The 18,338-nt window shown below is 64.3% G+C and carries 17 protein-coding genes; 8 read left to right on the plus strand and 9 right to left on the minus strand.

Annotated features, from left to right (window positions below; all coding sequences use genetic code 11):
• Positions 1-33: 33 nt before the first annotated feature.
• Complete coding sequence (locus F7R26_RS31610) at positions 34-465, minus strand: CopG family transcriptional regulator (RefSeq protein ID WP_150991649.1); 432 nt, start codon at positions 463-465, stop codon at positions 34-36.
• A 319-nt stretch (positions 466-784) separates the two neighbouring features.
• Between F7R26_RS31610 and F7R26_RS31615 the strand changes: the two genes are divergently transcribed.
• The 5 genes from F7R26_RS31615 to F7R26_RS31635 all read left to right on the plus strand — a co-directional run bounded on the left by F7R26_RS31615 (position 785) and on the right by F7R26_RS31635 (position 5,103).
• Positions 785-1,210, plus strand: a complete 426-nt coding sequence (locus tag F7R26_RS31615; protein WP_416351348.1) for a hypothetical protein — start codon at positions 785-787, stop codon at positions 1,208-1,210.
• A gap of 119 nt (positions 1,211-1,329) precedes the next feature.
• On the plus strand, positions 1,330-1,761 hold the full coding sequence (locus F7R26_RS31620; protein WP_193692191.1) for a DUF6331 family protein: 432 nt from the start codon (positions 1,330-1,332) through the stop codon (positions 1,759-1,761).
• A 126-nt stretch (positions 1,762-1,887) separates the two neighbouring features.
• Positions 1,888-2,775 (plus strand): alpha/beta hydrolase, encoded by an 888-nt coding sequence (locus F7R26_RS31625; RefSeq protein ID WP_170301991.1) that lies wholly within the window; start codon positions 1,888-1,890, stop codon positions 2,773-2,775.
• Positions 2,772-3,818 (plus strand): Ldh family oxidoreductase, encoded by a 1,047-nt coding sequence (locus F7R26_RS31630; protein ID WP_150991658.1) that lies wholly within the window; start codon positions 2,772-2,774, stop codon positions 3,816-3,818. Before F7R26_RS31625 ends, F7R26_RS31630 begins: the two co-directional genes overlap by 4 nt.
• A 421-nt stretch (positions 3,819-4,239) precedes the next feature.
• Positions 4,240-5,103, plus strand: a complete 864-nt coding sequence (locus F7R26_RS31635; RefSeq protein WP_150991661.1) for a helix-turn-helix transcriptional regulator — start codon at positions 4,240-4,242, stop codon at positions 5,101-5,103.
• Positions 5,104-5,144: 41 nt separating this feature from the next.
• On the opposite strand, the gene F7R26_RS31640 is transcribed toward F7R26_RS31635, so the two are convergent.
• From F7R26_RS31640 to F7R26_RS31650, 3 genes are read right to left on the minus strand one after another with little or no spacing between them, the layout of a single operon-like run.
• Positions 5,145-6,317, minus strand: a complete 1,173-nt coding sequence (locus F7R26_RS31640; protein ID WP_241754603.1) for an acetamidase/formamidase family protein — start codon at positions 6,315-6,317, stop codon at positions 5,145-5,147.
• A 29-nt stretch (positions 6,318-6,346) separates the two neighbouring features.
• Complete coding sequence (locus tag F7R26_RS31645; RefSeq protein WP_241754604.1) at positions 6,347-7,000, minus strand: c-type cytochrome; 654 nt, start codon at positions 6,998-7,000, stop codon at positions 6,347-6,349.
• 32 nt (positions 7,001-7,032) lie between these two features.
• Positions 7,033-8,079, minus strand: coding sequence for a Bug family tripartite tricarboxylate transporter substrate binding protein (locus F7R26_RS31650; protein WP_150991667.1), 1,047 nt, complete (start codon positions 8,077-8,079; stop codon positions 7,033-7,035).
• 269 nt (positions 8,080-8,348) lie between these two features.
• On the opposite strand from F7R26_RS31650, the gene F7R26_RS31655 reads away from it, so the two are divergent.
• Positions 8,349-9,137: an alpha/beta fold hydrolase gene (locus F7R26_RS31655; protein ID WP_150991670.1), complete on the plus strand. Its 789-nt coding sequence runs from the start codon at positions 8,349-8,351 to the stop codon at positions 9,135-9,137.
• Between the two features lie 73 nt (positions 9,138-9,210).
• On the opposite strand, the gene F7R26_RS31660 is transcribed toward F7R26_RS31655, so the two are convergent.
• The 3 genes from F7R26_RS31660 to katG form a co-directional block, all read right to left on the minus strand.
• A complete protein-coding gene (locus tag F7R26_RS31660; RefSeq protein ID WP_150991673.1) occupies positions 9,211-9,717 on the minus strand; it encodes a GlcG/HbpS family heme-binding protein in 507 nt (168 codons plus the stop codon).
• 85 nt (positions 9,718-9,802) lie between these two features.
• Complete coding sequence (locus tag F7R26_RS31665; protein WP_150991676.1) at positions 9,803-10,855, minus strand: porin; 1,053 nt, start codon at positions 10,853-10,855, stop codon at positions 9,803-9,805.
• Between the two features lie 407 nt (positions 10,856-11,262).
• Complete coding sequence (gene katG, locus F7R26_RS31670; protein ID WP_150991679.1) at positions 11,263-13,503, minus strand: catalase/peroxidase HPI; 2,241 nt, start codon at positions 13,501-13,503, stop codon at positions 11,263-11,265.
• A gap of 446 nt (positions 13,504-13,949) precedes the next feature.
• Between katG and F7R26_RS31675 the strand changes: the two genes are divergently transcribed.
• Complete coding sequence (locus tag F7R26_RS31675) at positions 13,950-14,405, plus strand: DUF3331 domain-containing protein (RefSeq protein ID WP_150991682.1); 456 nt, start codon at positions 13,950-13,952, stop codon at positions 14,403-14,405.
• 352 nt (positions 14,406-14,757) lie between these two features.
• On the plus strand, positions 14,758-15,513 hold the full coding sequence (locus tag F7R26_RS31680; protein ID WP_150991685.1) for a response regulator transcription factor: 756 nt from the start codon (positions 14,758-14,760) through the stop codon (positions 15,511-15,513).
• Between the two features lie 27 nt (positions 15,514-15,540).
• Here F7R26_RS31680 and F7R26_RS31685 read toward each other — a convergent pair whose 3' ends face one another.
• Both F7R26_RS31685 and F7R26_RS31690 read right to left on the minus strand, forming a co-directional pair.
• A complete protein-coding gene (locus F7R26_RS31685) occupies positions 15,541-17,040 on the minus strand; it encodes an aldehyde dehydrogenase (protein WP_150991688.1) in 1,500 nt (499 codons plus the stop codon).
• 36 nt (positions 17,041-17,076) lie between these two features.
• Positions 17,077-18,324, minus strand: coding sequence for a Zn-dependent hydrolase (locus tag F7R26_RS31690; RefSeq protein ID WP_150991692.1), 1,248 nt, complete (start codon positions 18,322-18,324; stop codon positions 17,077-17,079).
• Positions 18,325-18,338: the final 14 nt, after the last annotated feature.

Genomic DNA, 18,338 nt, shown 5'->3' on the forward strand with positions numbered 1-18,338 from the left:
CCTTTGGCGTTGGGCTTTCCGTTGCCTGGCGGCTTAGCGGATGCGGCCGGCCAGCGCCGTCTTGACGGCGGCGGAAGCATGGAAAGCGCCCAGCACCATGATCGACTCGATCGTGGCCAGGGCAAGCTCGGGCGTGACATCGGATGCGATGCTGGCCAGTCCCAGCACATGGATATCCAGGCGCTGGTGCGCGGCTTGCGCCGCCTCCAGGTCCTGGCGGGAGAAATGCTGCAGGCCAAGCACCAGTGCGCGCCGCGTCACGGTCTCGCTGACGGCCTGCGCGTGGATCGCAAGCTGGTTGCGGATCGCGGTGCGGATCAGGTCGGTACGGTTTGAGTAAAAGCCTTCCTCGACCAGCAGGTCGATCTGGCCGAGATCGACCGGGCCGAGATTGATTGTGATCTTCTCGGTTTCGCCGCCTTTAGGGCGGGGTTGCGCCACAAGTGCCTTTTGTTGCTCATCCATCGTTGCTAACCATCCGGACACCATCCAAATACCATCCAAATACCATCCAATGGGATGGTTATAGAATGGAACAACCCATTGTTCAAGGACGATTGCCAATTTTTGCTGCAATCGCACATAAAAGTGCGGCCTACGGTATCCGGCAGCATTGCCCACCCTGGCATTCAAGCCTTTGCTGGCGACCCATGAAATTTTTCGCCACGCGGCAAGGTGTCGGGGGATCCGCTCTATCCTTGGACGTGGCTTCACGCACACCGAACCAGAGCAGCAGGGAACCAGGGATCGAGAGATCGCGTGATCGAGAGGACACAGGAGCGATATGCCAGCCCCCGCAATGACAACGCGCCATAGCCCACGGCATCGCCGGGCGGCAAGCTGGCTTGCCTGCGCTTGCGCAGCGATGGCGCTATGGGCCTGCGCGCCAGATTCGGTGCGCAACTACGAGGCGAAAGGCTTCGATGCCTACCTCGACAGCGTGCAGCGAGGTTGCCCGAACATGATGATCGGAAACAACAACATCAGCGACTGGCTGCGCACCGACGGCGGCCAGAACGACAGCGACTACGTGTACTGGCTCGACCAGACCTCCCGGCTTTACTACCAGCGCATCACGCCGGCGCAGTATCGCGACTCGGTCATCGGCGCGCTCGGGCAAGGCAAATCGGACACACGCGCCGTGGATTGCATCGTCGGCAAGCTGCCGGCGCAGCGCCCTGCCAGCCCGGCAGGAGACAAGCGGCCGTAGCTGCTGGGCGCGTTAGTTGGCCATGAATGCTGCGTGGCCGGCCAGGATAGGCGCCAACGCATGCGGCGCAGGATTCGGCGTCAGCCTGTTTGAAGAGCGCGCGGACGTGGGCGAGCGTCTTGCCCCGCCAGTCGTCCAGCTCCTGGATCCTGGCGTCGAACAGGCGGGAAGGGGATTCGCCCTGCGGCGTTGCGCTCTTATTCATCGGGATTGCACCTGATTTGGCTGTTTTACCAGCTTGCTTGCATTGCCGGCTCGCCCCTATCCTGCCCTTGCTTCACTGGCTCGAAACGGAATGCGTCGCGGACTGTTGCGGCATTGACGCCTATGGTTTCTGGCCTGATGCCATTGCCCGGGCGGCGATGCAAGCCGGCCTCCCCGATCTTGCCGAACGGATTGCCCAGGTAAGAGAACGCGTCGCCGGCGCTGGCGGCGACGTGTTCCTCAGCCACAGGATGAACAACTACTTCGACAGGCAGGTCTTGCTTCAACTGATCGACCACATCGCTGCCTGCCTTGCGTCCGGCGCGCGCGATCGTGAGCCGTACTGACGGACACGCAAATCGCGCCCGTCGTCAAAGTCAGCGGACGATCGGGTAAGTCCTTGGATTCTTGGGCAGTCATGGAACCGCGGATTTCGTAGAACATCGTGTGTCACCAAACCTGGAGAAATGAGCGTGCACACAGATGTAACATTTGACTCCGACGGGCTCCGCCTGGCCGGAGCCCTGCATCTACCCTCCAATCTTGCCGGCGGCGAGCGACGTCCCGCCATCGCCGTGCTGCATGGGTTCGGCAGCAACAAGGATGACGGTATGGTGCAGCTGGCGACGCGCCTGTTTTCTTCGCTGGGCTATGTGGTCCTGCGCTTCGACATGCGGGGCTGCGGTAACAGCGAAGGCGAGCGCGGCAAGGTACTGTGCGAGGACCAGGTGCGCGACACGCGCAATGCGGTCAGCTACTTGCAGAGCCTTTCCGAGGTGGAGCCAGCGAAAATTGCTGTGATGGGCCACAGCTTCGGCGCGGCCGTGGCGGTCTATGCGGCCGGCGTTGACCCTCGCATCGTGGCCTGCATCTCATCGGCCGGATGGGGCGATGGGGAGATGAAGCTGCGTCAGCAACATGCCGGGCCGGGCGAATGGCAGCGCTTCGAGGCAATGGTGGAAGAAGGCCGTGCCCGATTGGCCATGGGCCAGTCGATGCCGGTCTCGCGCTTTGACATCGTGCCGATCCCCGCCGCGATGCGCAGCAACCTGCCTGCGGGAAGCTTCATGACATTCCCGTTCGAGGTGGTCGAGAGCATGCTGGGCTTTCGGCCGAACGCAGTGGCCGGTGACATTGCCCCGCGTCCGCTCCTGCTGCTGCATCCGGCGGACGATTCGGTCACCCCTACGGACCAGTCGATCGCGCTGTTCCGCCACGCCAGGATGCCGGTCGAACTGCACCTGTTCTCGGAGATCGATCATTTCATCTTCTCCGACGACAACCGGGCTGTCCTGAACCTGGTCACGGACTGGCTGTACAAGTTCTTCCCGGTCCACCAGGCGCCATCGGGGGCCGCATGACTGCGCGCGCCCCGACCACGATCAGTGCAGCCCGGCTGCAAACCTTCGCGCAGGCGCTACTTGCCTCGGCAGGGCTGCACGAACCTGGCGCCTCACTGGTGGCGCAGAGCCTGGTGTGGGCCGACCTGCGTGGTTCTCCCGGACATGGGGTAGCGCGCATCCCGCAGTACATTGCGTGGCTGGCCTCTGGCGACATGAATGGCCGGGCACAACCGCGCCCGGTGCTCAGCTTGCCAGCACTAACCGTTGTCGAGGGGGATCGCTGCGCCGGTGCGCTGGGCATGCGCATTGCCGCCGAGCAAGGCATTGCCGCCGCGCGCCAGGCCGGGGCGAGCCTGGTGCTCTTGCGGGAAACAACGCACACCGGCGCGCTCGGCTTTCACGCCGCCCATGTGGCCAGCGCGGGCATGTTTGCCATGGCCATGGCCGCGTCGGCACCGTTGATGGCCTACCATGGCGCATCGGTGGCCGGCGTCTCGACGGCTCCGCTGTCCATGGCCTGCCCTGGCCTCGTCGAGCCGATCGTGTTCGACATGGCTTCGGGCGCGATCGCCTTCGGCAAGCTGATGCAGGCTCGGGCAGCCGGCCGGCCGCTCGAGCCGGGCTGGGCCATCGATGCCATGGGTAACCCCACCACGGACGCCCATCAGGCGACAACGCCGCTGCCACTGGGCGGCCCGAAAGGCTCGGGCCTCGCGCTGATGGCCGAGATCGCCTGCAGCCTGCTGACCAACCATCCGATCCTGGCACCCGCGCTGCTTGCTTCCCCTGCCGTTCATCGCCACACGCAGAACGCGTGGATGCTCGTGATCGATATCGCTCAGGTGCTGGACCCCTCCATGTTTCAAGCGCAATTGGCCGAGCTCGCGCAGGCCATCCACAATCTGCCAGCGTCTTCCGAAGGTCCTCCACGGCTGCCGGGAGAACGCGGTTACGCCGAAGCCCGGGAGCGCGGCGTGAGCGGAATTGCCTTGACGGCTGCAACTGCTACCGCGCTGGGGGAAATTGCCAGCCAGGCGGGCATTCGCGTTCCCTGGGCGTAGCAGGCCGGGGAAGTCGCATTCAAACGCGCAACTGTATTCGGGCTTGCCGGCCACCGCGCCCGCTGCACCTCGACGCGTACAAGCGAGAAACGCTGACAAGCCGAGCCTTGCCGACGTGCCGGAGCCCGCGAAGGACGGGGCGTATTCGACGCTTGCATCGTCATCGGCCCCCTCTCCTTCGTCTCCGTGTAGACCTTGCCTCACATCTGACCGGATCGATAGGGACTGTTCCCCCTTGACGACTGCCCGACAGATGACATAATCCCAATCACTGCAAACGTTTGCATAACCAGGATGATCGAGTGGCTTGTCGGCGTGTGCTGGTCGAGCACCGGGCTCGCGCAAGGCGAAGCCTTGCTCCACCGCCCACCGCGCGTGAGCACGCACGATCCCCCAAGGCATTGATGAGGAGACACCCTGAATGGCAAAGGACCGCCAGCTACGCATCGTCCACGGCAGCTTCGGCCGTGCCACCCTTCATCGGATATCGGGGCCGCTCGTCGCGCATGCCCATGCCGAGTTCCATCTGATCTTCAAGTTCGGCGGCACGGATGCGACGTTCAAGATCGACGGCCACGCGCAGACACTGACCGACGGCTGCGCGCTGCTGATCAATCCCTGGTCGACGCATGCGAAGAGCGCCAAGGAGGGCTCACCCTCGCTGCTGCTCGCCTTGCTGCTGGAGCCGGAATGGCTCGGACGCACGCTCGGCGTCGACAATCCTGCCAGCGGCCTGCGCTTTAGCAAGACGCTGGCGCGCATGGATGCGCATACCGCAGCATCATTGACAGAGTTGGGTACCTGCCTGGCCCGGGACCTGGCTGCCGATTCGGCGACTGGCTCGATAGATTGCGAGGCCGCTGTCGCGGAACTGGCACGCAGGGTGTCGGCCTGCCATCTTCAGCGGCGGTCCATGACCGAAGTGCTGGCAAACACCAAACCGCTGGACTACCGGATCAAGCGCGCGACGGAGTACATACGCAGCCACGCGGGCGAAAATCCCAACGTGGAGACGGTCGCCAGCGCGGTGGGCATGTCCCGCAGCCGGCTCTTCCACCAGTTCAAGGCCTGCATGGGCATCTCGCCGCAGCAATACCTCGACTGGATCCGAATTGGCATCGCCACACGGCTGCTGGCTGAACGGCATGCCAGCATCGGCGACGTAGCAGACCAGCTCGGATTCAGCGCGCAAGGACACTTCACGCGCTTTTTCGTCCAACACTTGGGGCTTAGCCCGTCGGAGTTTCGCCGCATCGGCATGCCGGGCGATGCACACGGCGACTGAGGCGCCCGACGCCACCCGGCGTCAACTGATGTCAGCCGCCGTCAACCGCGCAGCGAGCGCGACAACTTGTCCTGGATTGCCGCATCGAATACTGCCTTGGGCAGCATGCCGTGCACGGTCTTGGCCGGGATCGACGTGTAGTTGCTGGCCGTCTGGTTGGAGTACTGGGTGATGCGGAATCCCGCGGTAATGCTAGCGAGCGAGTACACGTCCTGAGGATCCATGCCGGTCGCAGCGCTCACCCAGTTGAGCATCTGCCGCAGGCAGGCGACCAGCGCCTCGTCGAGATTGTTGCCGAAGCCGAGAATGATCCAGTGGCTGGGCGTCTCCGCCATCGGCAGGGACAAGGGCCGCTGCTTGTGCAGGAAATACTGGATCTGCATGTCCTCCATCGCGGTTTCAATGGCGGTCTGATTGACCACGCCGTCGCCTTGGGCAGCGTGCGAATCGCCTGTCCAGATCATCGCGCCCGGCCGCTGGACCGGCAGGAACAGTGACGTACCCTCAACCAGCTCGCGCAACACGAGATTGCCGCCATACCGACCGCTGAGGATGGCGCTGACCGGTTCATCGCCGGCGGGCTGCACCGCCATCACGCCTTGGAACGGCGCCAGCTTGATGTGGATGCCCGGCGCGAACTCGGTGTACTGCCGGCTCTCGTCAAATTTGAAATAGCGCAGGTACGGCTTCGGAAAGTCGTCAGGCAGTGCACCGACCCCTTTGGGCGCGGAGTTCCATCCCCAGCCGATCGGACGCAACCTGACCATCCGGCACTCCACCACGTCGCCGGGCATCGCCCCCCGTAGTTCCACGGGGCCGACGTTCGAGTACGGCCCTTGCGGAAATCGCTTGCGCACGGGCTCGCGATCCTCGTAGCTCATGCCGTACGAGGCGCCGTTGGCCCAGTTCACCCAGGTGTTGGGATACATCACGAGATCGCCCGACTCGATGCTGGCGGCCGGCGTTGCCTTGGGGTCGAGAATGCCGACGTGCACGGTCTGCGTGGCGGACTCGATCCGGTGGATCTTGCCCGGCTTGAATGCGGGGAGTGGAACTGCACCCGGCTCGGCAACCGGTGCGTTCCGCCCCGACGTCACCTGCGCCGCCGCTTGCAGCGATGCGGCTCCCAGGCCGAGGGCACCTGCAGCCTTCAGCCAATGTCTCCTGTCGATCATCATCGTTCTGGTTCCTTTCGATTGGGCCGTCGGCAGCACCACTGCGCCGGACGGCAAGATGCAGTCCATCAGCGCAGTTGCGCGACATACTGCGCAACGGCGAGGATCTCTTCGTCCGTCATCAACGGCACAAGCAGGCTCATCAGCTTGCCGGGACCGCCACGTGTGCCGGATTTCCACGCGTGGAGCTGCCTGGCCACGTATTCCGGCTGCTGGCCGGCAATGCGCGGAAAGTCGGGCGCGATGCCCTCCCCGTTTGGCCGATGGCATGTCACGCAGGCCGGCAGGTGATTGGACGGATTGCCCTTCCAGTAGATGGCCATGCCCGCCCCGACCAAGTGCGGCAGGGCGGCCTGTCCGCGCGCGGGTGCCTGGCGGCTAAAGTAGCGAGCCACTTCGCGCATCTGCGTTTCGCTCATGCTTTGCACCACGGCAGCCATCGTGGCGTCCTGGCGCAGTGCCGGCTCGCTGGCTCCGGCCTTGAACTGCCTCAGTTGCTTGAACAGGTAGTCTTCGTTCTGACCCGCCAGGCTGGGGTATGCCTTCTGCGTGCTCTGGCCTGTGTTGCCGTGGCATGCCGCGCAGACTTGCTCGACGATCAGCCGCGCGGGCCGCGATTCGCCTGCCTCCGATGCGCTGCGCGCCAGCGCAGGCATCACAGCCAGCGTGCACAACGCGAGCAAGCGGGCAGACAGCCGGCGGCGCTCCATGGGATGTTTCATGTTGGAATCCTCACAACAAGGCAATGCCCGATCTAGTTCAGGTAGCCGCCGGTCTTGGTGACGATCTGGTGCGCGCGCCGCGTTTCGCTGGTCAGGCGGCTGCTCAAGCCGGTCACGCCGGTCTGGCTGAAGGCGGTGTCAATGCTCAGGCCGGCCAGCCTGGCGCGGATTTCGTCATCGTTCATGATGGCGCGGACCTCGCTGCGCAGCCGCTCGGTCACCGGCGCCGGCGTGCCCTTGGGGGCGAACACGCCATACCAGACGGTAATGTCGTACCCGGGAATGCTCTCAGCCACCGTGGGCACGTTGGGCAGGCCCTGGAGCCGGCTCGCCGTACCGACGGCCAGCAGCCTCAGTTTGCCGGCGTTCACATGCGGCATGTACTCCAGCAGCGGGCCTGTCGCCAGGTCGATGTGTCCGGCGATCATATCGTTGATGGTTGGGCCGCTGCCCTTGTAGGGGATATTGGTGATGTCGACACCGGCCATCGTCTTGATCATTTCGAGCGGATAGCTGGTCGGGCCACCGTAGTTGACCTTGCCGGGATTCGCCTTGGCGTAGGCAATCAGTTCGGTGACGGACTTGTAGGGTGTGTGCGGATTCGTAACCAGTACAAGCGGCGACTCGCCCAGTGGCGCCACAGGCACCACGTCGCGCGTCACGTCGTAGGGCAGCTTTCGGTAAAAGGCGGCATTGACCGCGTGGATGCTGTTCAGGATGCCGATCGTATGGCCGTCCGGCGCCGCGCGCACGAGCGCCTCCGCGCCGATGTTGCCGCTGGCGCCCGGTCGGTTCTCCACCACGACGGGTTGTCCCAGCGCTTTCGACAGGCGTTGCGCCACGGCCCTGGCCAGTACATCGTTGATGCCTGCCGGCGGGAACGGCACGATAAAGACGATAGGCTTCGAAGGCTTCCAACTGGCCTGCGTGTTTGTGTCCGCTTGCGCCGCGTTGGCGGCGGCGGGCCACAGGACTGCAAGTGCCACGGCCAGTGCGGCGGCGATGGCCGCAGTGATGGCGGCAAATGTGGCCACCCGCTGAGGGGCGGTGAGAAATGATGGGAGCTTCCGGCTTTGCATTGACTCTTGTCTCCTGGTGAATCTCGAGGCGTGGGCGATAGGGTCAGCCCAGGCTCACACTCTACTGATCTGGAAACAAGACGCTTGCCCATTTGGGGAGCCGTTTACCAATACGTCCTCCGTTCTGCGGCATAGGCACGCCGGCAAGCGATCGCCCGATCCCGCGCGGCGTCTGCTTACCGGATTGTCCAGGAACTTGACGGGCGCTGCGCTAACGCCGCGGTCCGTCATGCAATATGGAACGAAACATCGACGACCGGAGGAAATCAATGCAATACCAGCAAAACGGCACCGTGGTCACAATCGGCAACGGCCCACACCATGTTATCGCCTTGCACGGCTGGTTTGGCCATGCGCGTGGATGGGGGCCACTTGTGGACGTGCTCGACGGTGACCGCTTCACCTACGCCTTCATCGACTATCGAGGCTATGGTGCCCGGCGAGAGGTCGAGGGCAGATTCGACATGCAGGAGATCGCCGCCGATGTGCTGGCGCTTGGTGACGAACTGGGATGGCAACGTTTCTCGGTGATCGGACACTCCATGGGAGGAAAGGCCATGCAGGCTGCCGCCATGCTGGCCCCTGCACGCGTCAAGGCCATGGTCGGCGTCACACCTGTGCCACCGACGCGCGTGCTGTTCGACGAGCCGACACGCTCGCTGTTCGAACGTGCTGCCGACGATTTCGCGGCAAGAATTGCTGTCGTGGATCATTCGACGGGCGAACGCCTGAGCCAGTACTGGGTGGAGAAATTGGTTCAAGCCTCGACGCTGCATGCCGATGCCAACGCGTTCGCCGCCTACTTCCGGGCATGGGCAGACACCGATTTCTCAGCCGAGATTGCAGGCATCCGTGTTCCCACACTGCTGCTGGTTGGTGAGCACGACCCATCGCTGACTGCCGACGTCATGGAGCAGACGTATGGCAAAGTATGCCTCGATCTGGCCATCGACGTGATCCGCAATGCGGGACACTATCCGATGGACGAGACGCCAGTGGACCTCGTCACGCGGATCGAGCGCTTCCTGACGGACATCCATGCCCGCAGCGAGCGCTGACGTGCTGAAGTGCTAACGCGGCGCGCCTGCCGGTGTCGTACACCGGCAGGCACCACCATAGCGCATACGCCACTCAGGGCGCCTCGGCCGCACCGATCGCGACCACGCCACGACGCCCGATCTCCTCGTCCATGTCCGATGGCCCCCCGCTAACGCCGACAGCCCCGACCAGGCGGCCACCGACGTAGATGCCCAGTGAACCCTGCGATGGAAAGACGGGGCCGCCATATACCAGCGAACTCATCTGGCCGAAGACGATGGGATTGGCCTGATAGCGCTTCACGAGTTCGGCGCCGGAGGCGCCTCCCGTGGCCGCCGAAGCGATGGCCTTGCCGCGTGCGACATCAAAGGTCGCAAACGGGGCGCCATCCATTCTCACGCCGCTGAGAAAGTGGCCGGATACGTCGACCACGACGATGCTGACGGCAAGTCTCCGGTCCTCGGCAAACTGTTTGGCGGCATCGGTAAGCCGCAACGCGGTGTCCGCGCCAAGGGTCTGCACCTGAACGACGGCCGCCGATGCGATCGACGCGCAGAACAGATGCAGCCCGAAGGCCACTGCGAAGGTAGAGCGCTTCATGGATTCTCCTATGCATGACGAGATCGCAACGCATCGGCCTCTGGCCGAAGACGGCGACCGGGTGGCATACGCCGGCGTGCGCACATCAGAAGAGATGGCGCATGCCTATCATGACCCCGCGCGGGTCGGACACGCTGCTTGCTGTGACCTCATTGGGGATGTTTGAAAATGTGTAGTTGGCCCCGTTCGTGTTCCAGATCTTGCTGGCGTTGGCATAGAGCGTTGTACGCTTGGACATCGAGTACTGATAGCCGATCGACAGCTGCTGGCCACGATTCGGCGTGCCGACCGATTGCTGCATGCCATATGCCACCAGCACCAAACCGGCGCCTCCCACGGGAATGGTCGTGCCGACATGGAAGCCGCGGTCCTTCAGCGTCGCCTGGCCTGGCACCCATCGTGTGGCCTGGCGGACATTGGCGAACAACTTCGCCCACGGGAATTCATACGCGGCGCCGATCGCGCGCTCGTCGCGGTCGGCATCCGTTACCGCGTTGATGCTGTAGGTACGTTCGTAGGCAAGGCCCAGCCAGAGCGGTCCGCGTGCATAAGTCAGCGCCAGGCCCGCCAGCCGGTCGGCATCGCGTGGCGCGCTGGTCCGCTCGGCGCCGAATGAATAGATCGCGCTGCCCTGCAGCCCGGCAAGTTCGGGACTCTCGTACCGGATCGAATTGTCCGCGCGCGCGGTCAGGCTGCTGCCGGCAGGGCCGCCGTTCTGCAGGCGACCGAGCGGGCCATACGGGGAGAAGCCAAAGGCCGATGCCTGCCCCTCGATGTAGTAGATCGGCGTGTTTTTGCGGCCAAACGTCAGCGCGCCCCAGTCGTTGCTGCTCAGGCCGACCCAGGCCTGGCGGCCGAACAGGCGCCCTCCCTGCTGGGCGGTGCCACTGTCCAGCGCAAGCCCAGTCTCTAGTGTGAATACCGTGGAAAGTCCCGGCGCCAGTTCCTCCTTGCCCCGCAAACCCCACCGCGATTGATACAGCCCGCCGTCTTCGACCCGCGCGACATGCACCGCCCCGGACCTGACATACTCGGTGTAGAGATCGGCTACGCCATAGATGGTCACCCCCGATTGTGCCGCCGCTATGCCCGGCATCGTTGCCCCCGCCACTACCAAGAGTGTTCCCATTCTTTTCATGCGTTTCTCCTCGCTGTTCCGTCCTGTTTGACGATATGGTTCTCGCACGGTCTTTACACCGGCGCAGCAAGGGTATGGGTTCGCGCCGGGGGGGCGCTAACCCAATCATCCCGCCACTTGGAAAGGTGTCCGGAATGCGTGGCGGGTGGGTCAGGGGCGCAGGCCCACGAGCAAGGTGCGGGGAGCGGGGCTGGAAGTCCGCGAGAAGCATTGCCGGATTCGGCAATGCGATGGGGGGCTTTGCCGCAGTAAGAAGCGGTTTCAAAATGAAGCGAAGCGGTTCTGGCCAGGCGCGCGGCCGCAGACAGTACAACTGGTACGGCCAAGGCCGCGCAACGACGCCAGGATCTTTTTGAAATGGCCTCTAAGATGGATCCGTCGACAAACAGCCGACGGTGATGGTTGGCTTATGCGCAGGCCAGATCGAACCGATCGAGATTCATCACCTTGACCCATGCCGTGACGAAGTCACGAATGAATTTCTCCTGGGCGTCCTCGCTTGCATAGACTTCAGAGAGCGCGCGGAGCTGTGCGTGCGAACCGAAGATCAGATCGACACGCGTGCCGGTCCATTTCAGTTCACCGGTCTTGCGGTCGTATCCCTCGAATACCTCCCGGGAAGCCGAAAGTGGTTTCCATTCCGTACGCATGTCGAGCAGGTTACGAAAGAAATCATTGGTCAACGTCTCCGGCCGGTCGGTGAGAACGCCGTGAGCCTGTGTTCCGGCATGAACGTTCAGCACACGAAGCCCGCCAATCAGAACGGTCATCTCCGGTGCGGTCAGCGTCAGCAGTTGGGCCTTGTCGATCAGCAACGCCTCCGCGGGAACGCTGTATTCTCCCTTGAGGTAATTGCGAAAGCCATCCGCAACCGGTTCAAGCACCCCGAAAGATTGCACGTCGGTCTGTTCCTGCGACGCGTCCATGCGACCTGGCGCGAACGGCACGGTCACCCGATGGCCTGCCCTTTCTGCCGCCTGCTCGATACCGGCTCCGCCGGCCAGCACAATCAAATCCGCCAGTGAAAACTTCTTGCCGCCAGACTGTGCGCGGTTGAACCCGGACTGGATGCCGTCCAGGACCGTCAGCACCCTCGCCAATTGCTGGGGCTGGTTGACGGACCATGCAACCTGCGGTGCCAAGCGGATGCGCGCACCATTGGCACCACCGCGCTTGTCCGAGCCACGGAAGGTTGACGCCGATGCCCAGGCCGTCGACACCAGCTGCGCTACGGACAGCCCCGACGCTCGAATCTTCTGCTTGAGCGAAACGATATCCTGGTCGTTGACCAACGGATGGTCGACGGCGGGGATCGGGTCTTGCCAGATCAAAGCTTGTGCAGGCACTTCCGGGCCGAGGTAACGGGCGCGCGGACCCATGTCGCGATGGGTCAGCTTGAACCAGGCGCGGGCGAAGGCGTCGGCAAACTGGTCGGGATTCTCCAGGAAGCGCCGCGAGATCTTCTCGTAAGCCGGGTCGAAGCGCAGCGGAAGATCGGTGGTCAGCATCGTGGGCCGCAGCTTCTTCGACGGATCATGCGCGTGCGGGATCGTCTCACCAGCATCCTTTGCCACCCATTGATGCGCGCCGGCCGGGCTCTTGGTCAACGCCCAATCGTAGTGGAACAGGTTCTCGAAAAATCCCATGCCCCATTTCGTCGGCGTCGCTGTCCAGGTCACTTCCAGACCGCTGGTAATGGCATCGGCCCCCTTGCCGGTGCCGAAACTGCTCTTCCAGCCCAGCCCCTGCTGCTCCAGATCAGCAATCTCCGGCTCCGGGCCAACGTTATCGGCCGGTCCGGCGCCGTGCGTCTTGCCAAAAGTATGGCCACCGGCGATCAGCGCGACGGTTTCCTCGTCGTCCATGGCCATGCGGCGGAAGGTCTCGCGGATATCGCGCGCGGCCGCGATTGGATCCGGATTGCCGTCGGGGCCTTCCGGATTCACGTAGATGAGGCCCATCTGCACCGCAGCCAGTGGATTTTCCAGGTTTCGTCCGTCGTCCGGGCGGCCGGCCCCCGCGCCATGCGGATCCCCGTCGTTGCCGGCCGCGCCCTTGCCGTAACGGATATCGCCGCCCAGCCAGGTTTTCTCGTTACCCCAGTAGACGTCATTGTCCGGTTCCCAGGTATCTTCACGACCGCCGGCGAAGCCGAAGGTCTTGAATCCCATGGTCTCCAGCGCGACATTTCCGGTGAGGATCAGCAGGTCGGCCCAGGAAATCTGGTTCCCGTACTTCTGCTTGACCGGCCAGAGCAGGCGGCGTGCCTTGTCCAGGCTGACGTTATCGGGCCAGCTATTGAGCGGTGCGAAACGCTGCTGACCGCGTCCGGCGCCTCCCCGGCCGTCGTCGACACGGTAGGTGCCCGCGCTATGCCAGGCCATGCGGATAAAGAGCGGACCGTAGTGGCCAAAGTCCGCCGGCCACCAATCCTGCGAGTCGGTCATCAGCGCAGCAAGGTCTTTTTTGACCGCCGCGAGGTCGAGACGCTTGAAAGCCTCGGCATATTTGAAGCTCTCGTCCATTGGGCTGGACTTGTCGGAATGCTGACTGAGCAAGTCCAACCGCAACTGCTTCGGCCACCAGTCACGATTTGTCGTACCGCCGCCGGCGGCATGATTGAACGGACACTTTGCTTCATTGGACATGCGCTCTCTCCTATCAGAATCAGTCAGCGGCCATGGCCCCTGGACACCTGTGTGCCCGGTGGACGCGGTGCGAGCCGATGATCGGTGCGACGGCGAGAAGCTGTCAATCAAACTAAAGGATAGGCAGGGCACGCATCGACGACCGCCTGAGAATCAGCCATTTCATGGATGCGTTATTCAAATATGTTGATTGTGGATTCTCACTGAAAAATAGGGAGATTGCCCCCGCAGGCAACGGCCTTCGTTCCATCCGCAGCGGGCGCCTCCTACGTTCGTATAACCCGGCCATCTCAATGTCGTACCGCGCCTGCACCGATGGACGACTGCGTGCGGCGCGGCGCGCGTCATAAGATGTCTTTATGGTTGGCGTCCGCACGCCAGCCTTCATCCGCGCGATTGGGGGTCCGGCTGCCTCCCCCGCCCGCCTCCATCATCCGGAGCTGACCATGCCAGCGCACCCGAATCCCGCCACATCCTCCACCCCATGCGCGCAAGCAGACCGCCCCGACCCGTGGGACAGCACCATCGGCCTGCTCCGTGCGCGCCAGGCCTTCCAGCTGTACGCCGACTGCGCCTGGCCCGATGAGGAAGATTCCGGGCACCACCGCCACACCGCCATCGTCAGCGTGGTGGAGCGACCCAGCCCCACCTTGGCGGTGATCAACTGGCGCGATGCCACCCATTGCCGTTACGGCGCGCAGATCTGGACTGCGATATCGGCGCGCGGGGCTGGCGTGTGCGCCCTCAGCGGGCTGCCCATCGCCAAGGGCCAGGCCGTCTACCGCCCGCGCCCCTGCCGGCCACCGGCGCGCAACGCCGAAGCCATGATCCTCGCGTCTGCGCTACATGCCGCGTGCGGGACCGACGCCGGCGCCTGCGGCGAAGATGCCTTGGCGGCATGAGGCGCGGAGGCACGCAGTGGCTGACATCGTGGCCTGCGCCAGAAGATAGCCAGAAGACCGCATTTGACATGCATAGCGCGCATATTCATGTTTCATCCATGCAACATAGCCACTTGATTTCAAACATAATCCGAACCTAATATCCTCCGAGATAAAAACATGACATATTCGGGCAGGCTCTACGACGCACAGAGCAGTCCTGGCGGGTTCGCCAGGGCAGGGTCGGAAATCCGGGGATTGCAAAACCTGCCGCAGGCGCTGGTCGGCGCTGGCAGTGTCGTTTCGTGCCATCCCCGCGGGTTCAGCCTGTCTCCGTTGCACTTGCATTTGCGCTTGTACGGGGAGTTACGGCATGAACGTGGTGCTCGTTGAAAGCCATCCATTGCTGCGGATTGCAATGCTCACGCTGCTGGAAAGTATTGCCGGCATCGCGCAAGCCGTTGCCATCGACCCGGGGGAAATCCCGGAGCATTTGCATGCCGGCGGCGCCGTTGACCTGATTGTCTTTGGCATGCCCGCCGATGCTGGCACGGGCTGGCAATGGCTCGGCCAGGCACGCAGGCTATGGGCCGCGCCGCGCGTGCTGCTGCTATGCGATGCCGTCCCCCTGCAACTGCCGCAAGGCGAGATCACCGAAGGCTTCTGCGGCTGCCTGCCAAAATCCGCCCCGCTCGACGTGCTCAGGACCGCCATCCGGCGTATCGCCACCCGTCAGCCGGAGCGTGCGCGCGCGAGCCAGCTTTCACTGTTCCCCGCCTTGCCCGCCCTGCCCTTGGCTGCGCTGGCACCGCGGCCCGCAGCCGGGAGCCAGCGGTTGACACGAGAAGCAACGCAACTGGGATTGACGCAACGCCAGTACGACGTGCTGGCACTGCTCTCCCGAGGTCATGCGGTCAAGACCGTAGGCCGCCTGCTGAATATCTCGGCGCCGACGGTCAAGACACATGCCCGCGCCATGTACAGGCATCTCCAGGTGGCTGGCAAGGAAGAAGCCGCCCACAAGGCGCGGCAACAGGGCTTTAGCCTGGCGTGGCCGGTTGGCGGCGTGCCGGCGTTGACGCTGGCACGCCGCCATGCCCCTGCCGTCCGGCAAATGGAACTGCTCTGAGCAGCTGGTCGGCCAGCGCGTTGCCTGTCACGCCAGGCTGATCCACGTGGTCTTCAGGTCCGTGTACTTGTCCAGCGCATGCAGTGACTTGTCCCGTCCCGAGCCCGACTGCTTCACGCCGCCAAATGGCACTGTCACGTCGCCGTCCATATAGCAGTTGACCCACACCAGCCCAGCCTGCAGCTTGCGCGAAACCCGGTGGGCGCGGGACAGGTTGGAGGTCCAGAGTCCCGAGCCCAGCCCGTAGGGCGAATCATTGGCCATGCGGATGGCCTCTTCCTCGGACTCGAAGCGGGTCACCGCCAGCACCGGGCCAAAGATCTCTTCGCGCACGATGGTGAGCGACTGCGTGGGGCACTCGAAGATGGTGGGCTGCATGTAGAAGCCGCCACTGTCCGTGCGCGCGCGCTTGCCGCCGGTGCGCAGCCGGGCACCTTCGTCCTCGCCGCTCTTCACATAGGACATCACCCGCTGCAGTTGCGCGCCGTCGACGATGGCGCCCATGGCGGTGGCGGGGTCGAGCGGATCGCCCGGCTGCATGCGCGCCGCGTGCGCTTCCAGCTTCTCCATGAACGCATCGTAGATGCCGCTTTGCACATAAAGGCGCGAACCGGCGATGCAGATCTCGCCCTGGTTGCTGAAGATGCCGATGGCGGCGGCCTGCGCGGCGCGGTCCAGGTCGGGGCAGTCGTCAAAGACGATATGCGGGGACTTGCCGCCGCACTCGAGCCAGACGCGCTTGAGGTTGGACTGGCCGGAATACTCCATGAAGCGCTTGCCGGTGGCGGTGGAGCCGGTAAAGGCAATGCAGTCCACGTCGGGATGGCGGCCAAGTGCCTGCCCGGCGGCGGCGCCAAGACCCGGCACCACATTGAAAACGCCCGCCGGGATGCCCGCTTCTTCGGCGAGTTCCGCCAGCCGCAGCGCGGTCAGCGGGGACTGCTCCGCGGGCTTGAGCACCACGCTGTTGCCGGCGGCCAGCGCGGGTGCCACCTTCCAGCTGGCCATCAGCAGCGGGTAGTTCCAGGGCACGACCGCCGCCACCACGCCCAGCGGCTCGCGCGTGATGGTGGCCAGCACGCCGGGGCCCGTCGGCGCGATCTCGTCGTAGATCTTGTCGATGGCTTCGGCGTACCAGGCGTAGGTGCGGCCGGCTTCGGGGATGTCGTATTGCAGCGTCTCGGCAATGGGCTTGCCCATGTCGAGCGTTTCCAGCAACGCGAGTTCTTCGCGATGCGTGTCGATCAGGTGCGACAGCCTTAGCAGCGTGGCCTTCCTGGCGCTGCGCGGCAAGTCCGACCAGACGCCGGACTGAAACGCCTTGCGCGCCGCGGCTACCGCGCGGTCGACGTCCTGCGCGCCGCAGGCCGCGACGCTGGCGAGCGCCTTGCCGGTGGCGGGGTTGATGGTCTCGAAGGTGGCGCCGTCGGCGGCGTCGGCCCAGCGGCCATCGATATAGGCTTGCGAACGGATCGATACCGTTGCGGCCTGCTTGCGCCAATAGGCGAGATCTCTCAAGTCACTCATCGTGGATTCCTGGCATTCATTGGGGTTCCGGCCCGCTTAGGCGCTTGCATTCGCCTGCGCCACCATGGCGCCGAGCAGCACATTGGCCCCGGCTTCGAGATGTTCCGGCTTGGCGTCTTCGATTTCGTTGTGGCTGATGCCGTCCTTGCACGGCACGAAGATCATCGCGGTGGGCGCCACGCCGGCGATATAGACCGCGTCGTGGCCTGCGCCCGTGACAATGTCCTGATGGCTGTAGCCCCGCGCGGCGGCTTCCTGGCGCACGTGGCGGATCAGCTCGGGCGCGAACGGCGTGGGCGCGAAGTACTGCACGTCGTCCACAACCACATCCAGGGCCGCGCCTGTGGTGGTACCGTCCGCGACAGCGGCGCAAGCCGCGCGAAAGCGCGCATCCATCCCGGCAAGCTGCACCGGGTCGAGGTGGCGCAGGTCAACCGTGAACGTCACCGCTCCGGGAATGACATTGCGCGACGACGGATGGACCTTGACCACGCCCACCGTGCCGCGCCCGTGCGGCGCGAAGTCGTTGGCGATGCGGATCACTTCCTGCATCAGGAACGTGGCGCCATAGAGCGCGTCCTTGCGCAGCGGCATCGGCGTGGGGCCGGCGTGCGCCTCCATGCCGGTCACGGTGACGTCGTACCAGCGCAGGCCCAGCGATCCGGTCACCACGCCGATCACGTTGTCCTCGGCCTCGAGCACCGGCCCCTGTTCGATATGGGCTTCGAAGTAGGCGCCAACCTGGCGGCCAACTTCCGCGTCGCCGGCATAGCCGATGGCCGCCAGTTCATCCGCCACCCGCTTGCCCGCCACATCGGTGGCCGACAGCGCGGTCTGCAGCGGAAAGACGCCGGCAAACACGCCGGAACCCATCATCACCGGGACAAAGCGGGAGCCTTCTTCATTGGTCCAGATGGCCACTTCGAGCGGGGCCTCGGTGGTGATGCCGTGGTCGTTCAGGGTGCGCATGACTTCCAGGCCGGCCAGCACGCCATAGCAGCCATCAAACTTGCCGCCGGTGGGCTGCGTGTCGATATGGCTGCCGGTCATGACCGGGGCCAGCGCGTTGTTGCGCCCTGCCCGGCGGGCAAAGATATTGCCAACCTGGTCGACCGTCACGCTCAGTCCGGCTGCGCGCATCCAACCAGTCACGAGGTCGCGCCCCTGCCCATCCAGCGCCGTCAGCGCCAGGCGCGCATTGCCGCCCTTGGGCGTGGCGCCGATCGCGGCGAGGTCCATCAGCGACTGCCACAGGCGCTCGCCGTTGATTGCCAGCATGCTCATGTTCTCTCTCCTTG

Origin of the sequence: Cupriavidus basilensis (assembly GCF_008801925.2) — a bacterium.
In the GTDB taxonomy this organism is placed as follows: domain Bacteria; phylum Pseudomonadota; class Gammaproteobacteria; order Burkholderiales; family Burkholderiaceae; genus Cupriavidus; species Cupriavidus basilensis.

What these genes read in the sequence shown, in the direction of transcription:
- F7R26_RS31610 (WP_150991649.1), bottom strand. Translation starts at nt 465, where the DNA reads ATGGATGAGCAACAAAAGGCACTTGTGGCGCAACCCCGCCCTAAAGGC.
- katG (WP_150991679.1), bottom strand. Translation starts at nt 13,503, where the DNA reads ATGTCCAATGAAGCAAAGTGTCCGTTCAATCATGCCGCCGGCGGCGGT.
- F7R26_RS31645 (WP_241754604.1), bottom strand. Translation starts at nt 7,000, where the DNA reads ATGAAACATCCCATGGAGCGCCGCCGGCTGTCTGCCCGCTTGCTCGCG.
- F7R26_RS31615 (WP_416351348.1), top strand. Translation starts at nt 785, where the DNA reads ATGCCAGCCCCCGCAATGACAACGCGCCATAGCCCACGGCATCGCCGG.
- F7R26_RS31655 (WP_150991670.1), top strand. Translation starts at nt 8,349, where the DNA reads ATGCAATACCAGCAAAACGGCACCGTGGTCACAATCGGCAACGGCCCA.
- F7R26_RS31675 (WP_150991682.1), top strand. Translation starts at nt 13,950, where the DNA reads ATGCCAGCGCACCCGAATCCCGCCACATCCTCCACCCCATGCGCGCAA.
- F7R26_RS31685 (WP_150991688.1), bottom strand. Translation starts at nt 17,040, where the DNA reads ATGAGTGACTTGAGAGATCTCGCCTATTGGCGCAAGCAGGCCGCAACG.
- F7R26_RS31635 (WP_150991661.1), top strand. Translation starts at nt 4,240, where the DNA reads ATGGCAAAGGACCGCCAGCTACGCATCGTCCACGGCAGCTTCGGCCGT.
- F7R26_RS31665 (WP_150991676.1), bottom strand. Translation starts at nt 10,855, where the DNA reads ATGAAAAGAATGGGAACACTCTTGGTAGTGGCGGGGGCAACGATGCCG.
- F7R26_RS31650 (WP_150991667.1), bottom strand. Translation starts at nt 8,079, where the DNA reads ATGCAAAGCCGGAAGCTCCCATCATTTCTCACCGCCCCTCAGCGGGTG.
- F7R26_RS31690 (WP_150991692.1), bottom strand. Translation starts at nt 18,324, where the DNA reads ATGAGCATGCTGGCAATCAACGGCGAGCGCCTGTGGCAGTCGCTGATG.
- F7R26_RS31680 (WP_150991685.1), top strand. Translation starts at nt 14,758, where the DNA reads ATGAACGTGGTGCTCGTTGAAAGCCATCCATTGCTGCGGATTGCAATG.
- F7R26_RS31630 (WP_150991658.1), top strand. Translation starts at nt 2,772, where the DNA reads ATGACTGCGCGCGCCCCGACCACGATCAGTGCAGCCCGGCTGCAAACC.
- F7R26_RS31660 (WP_150991673.1), bottom strand. Translation starts at nt 9,717, where the DNA reads ATGAAGCGCTCTACCTTCGCAGTGGCCTTCGGGCTGCATCTGTTCTGC.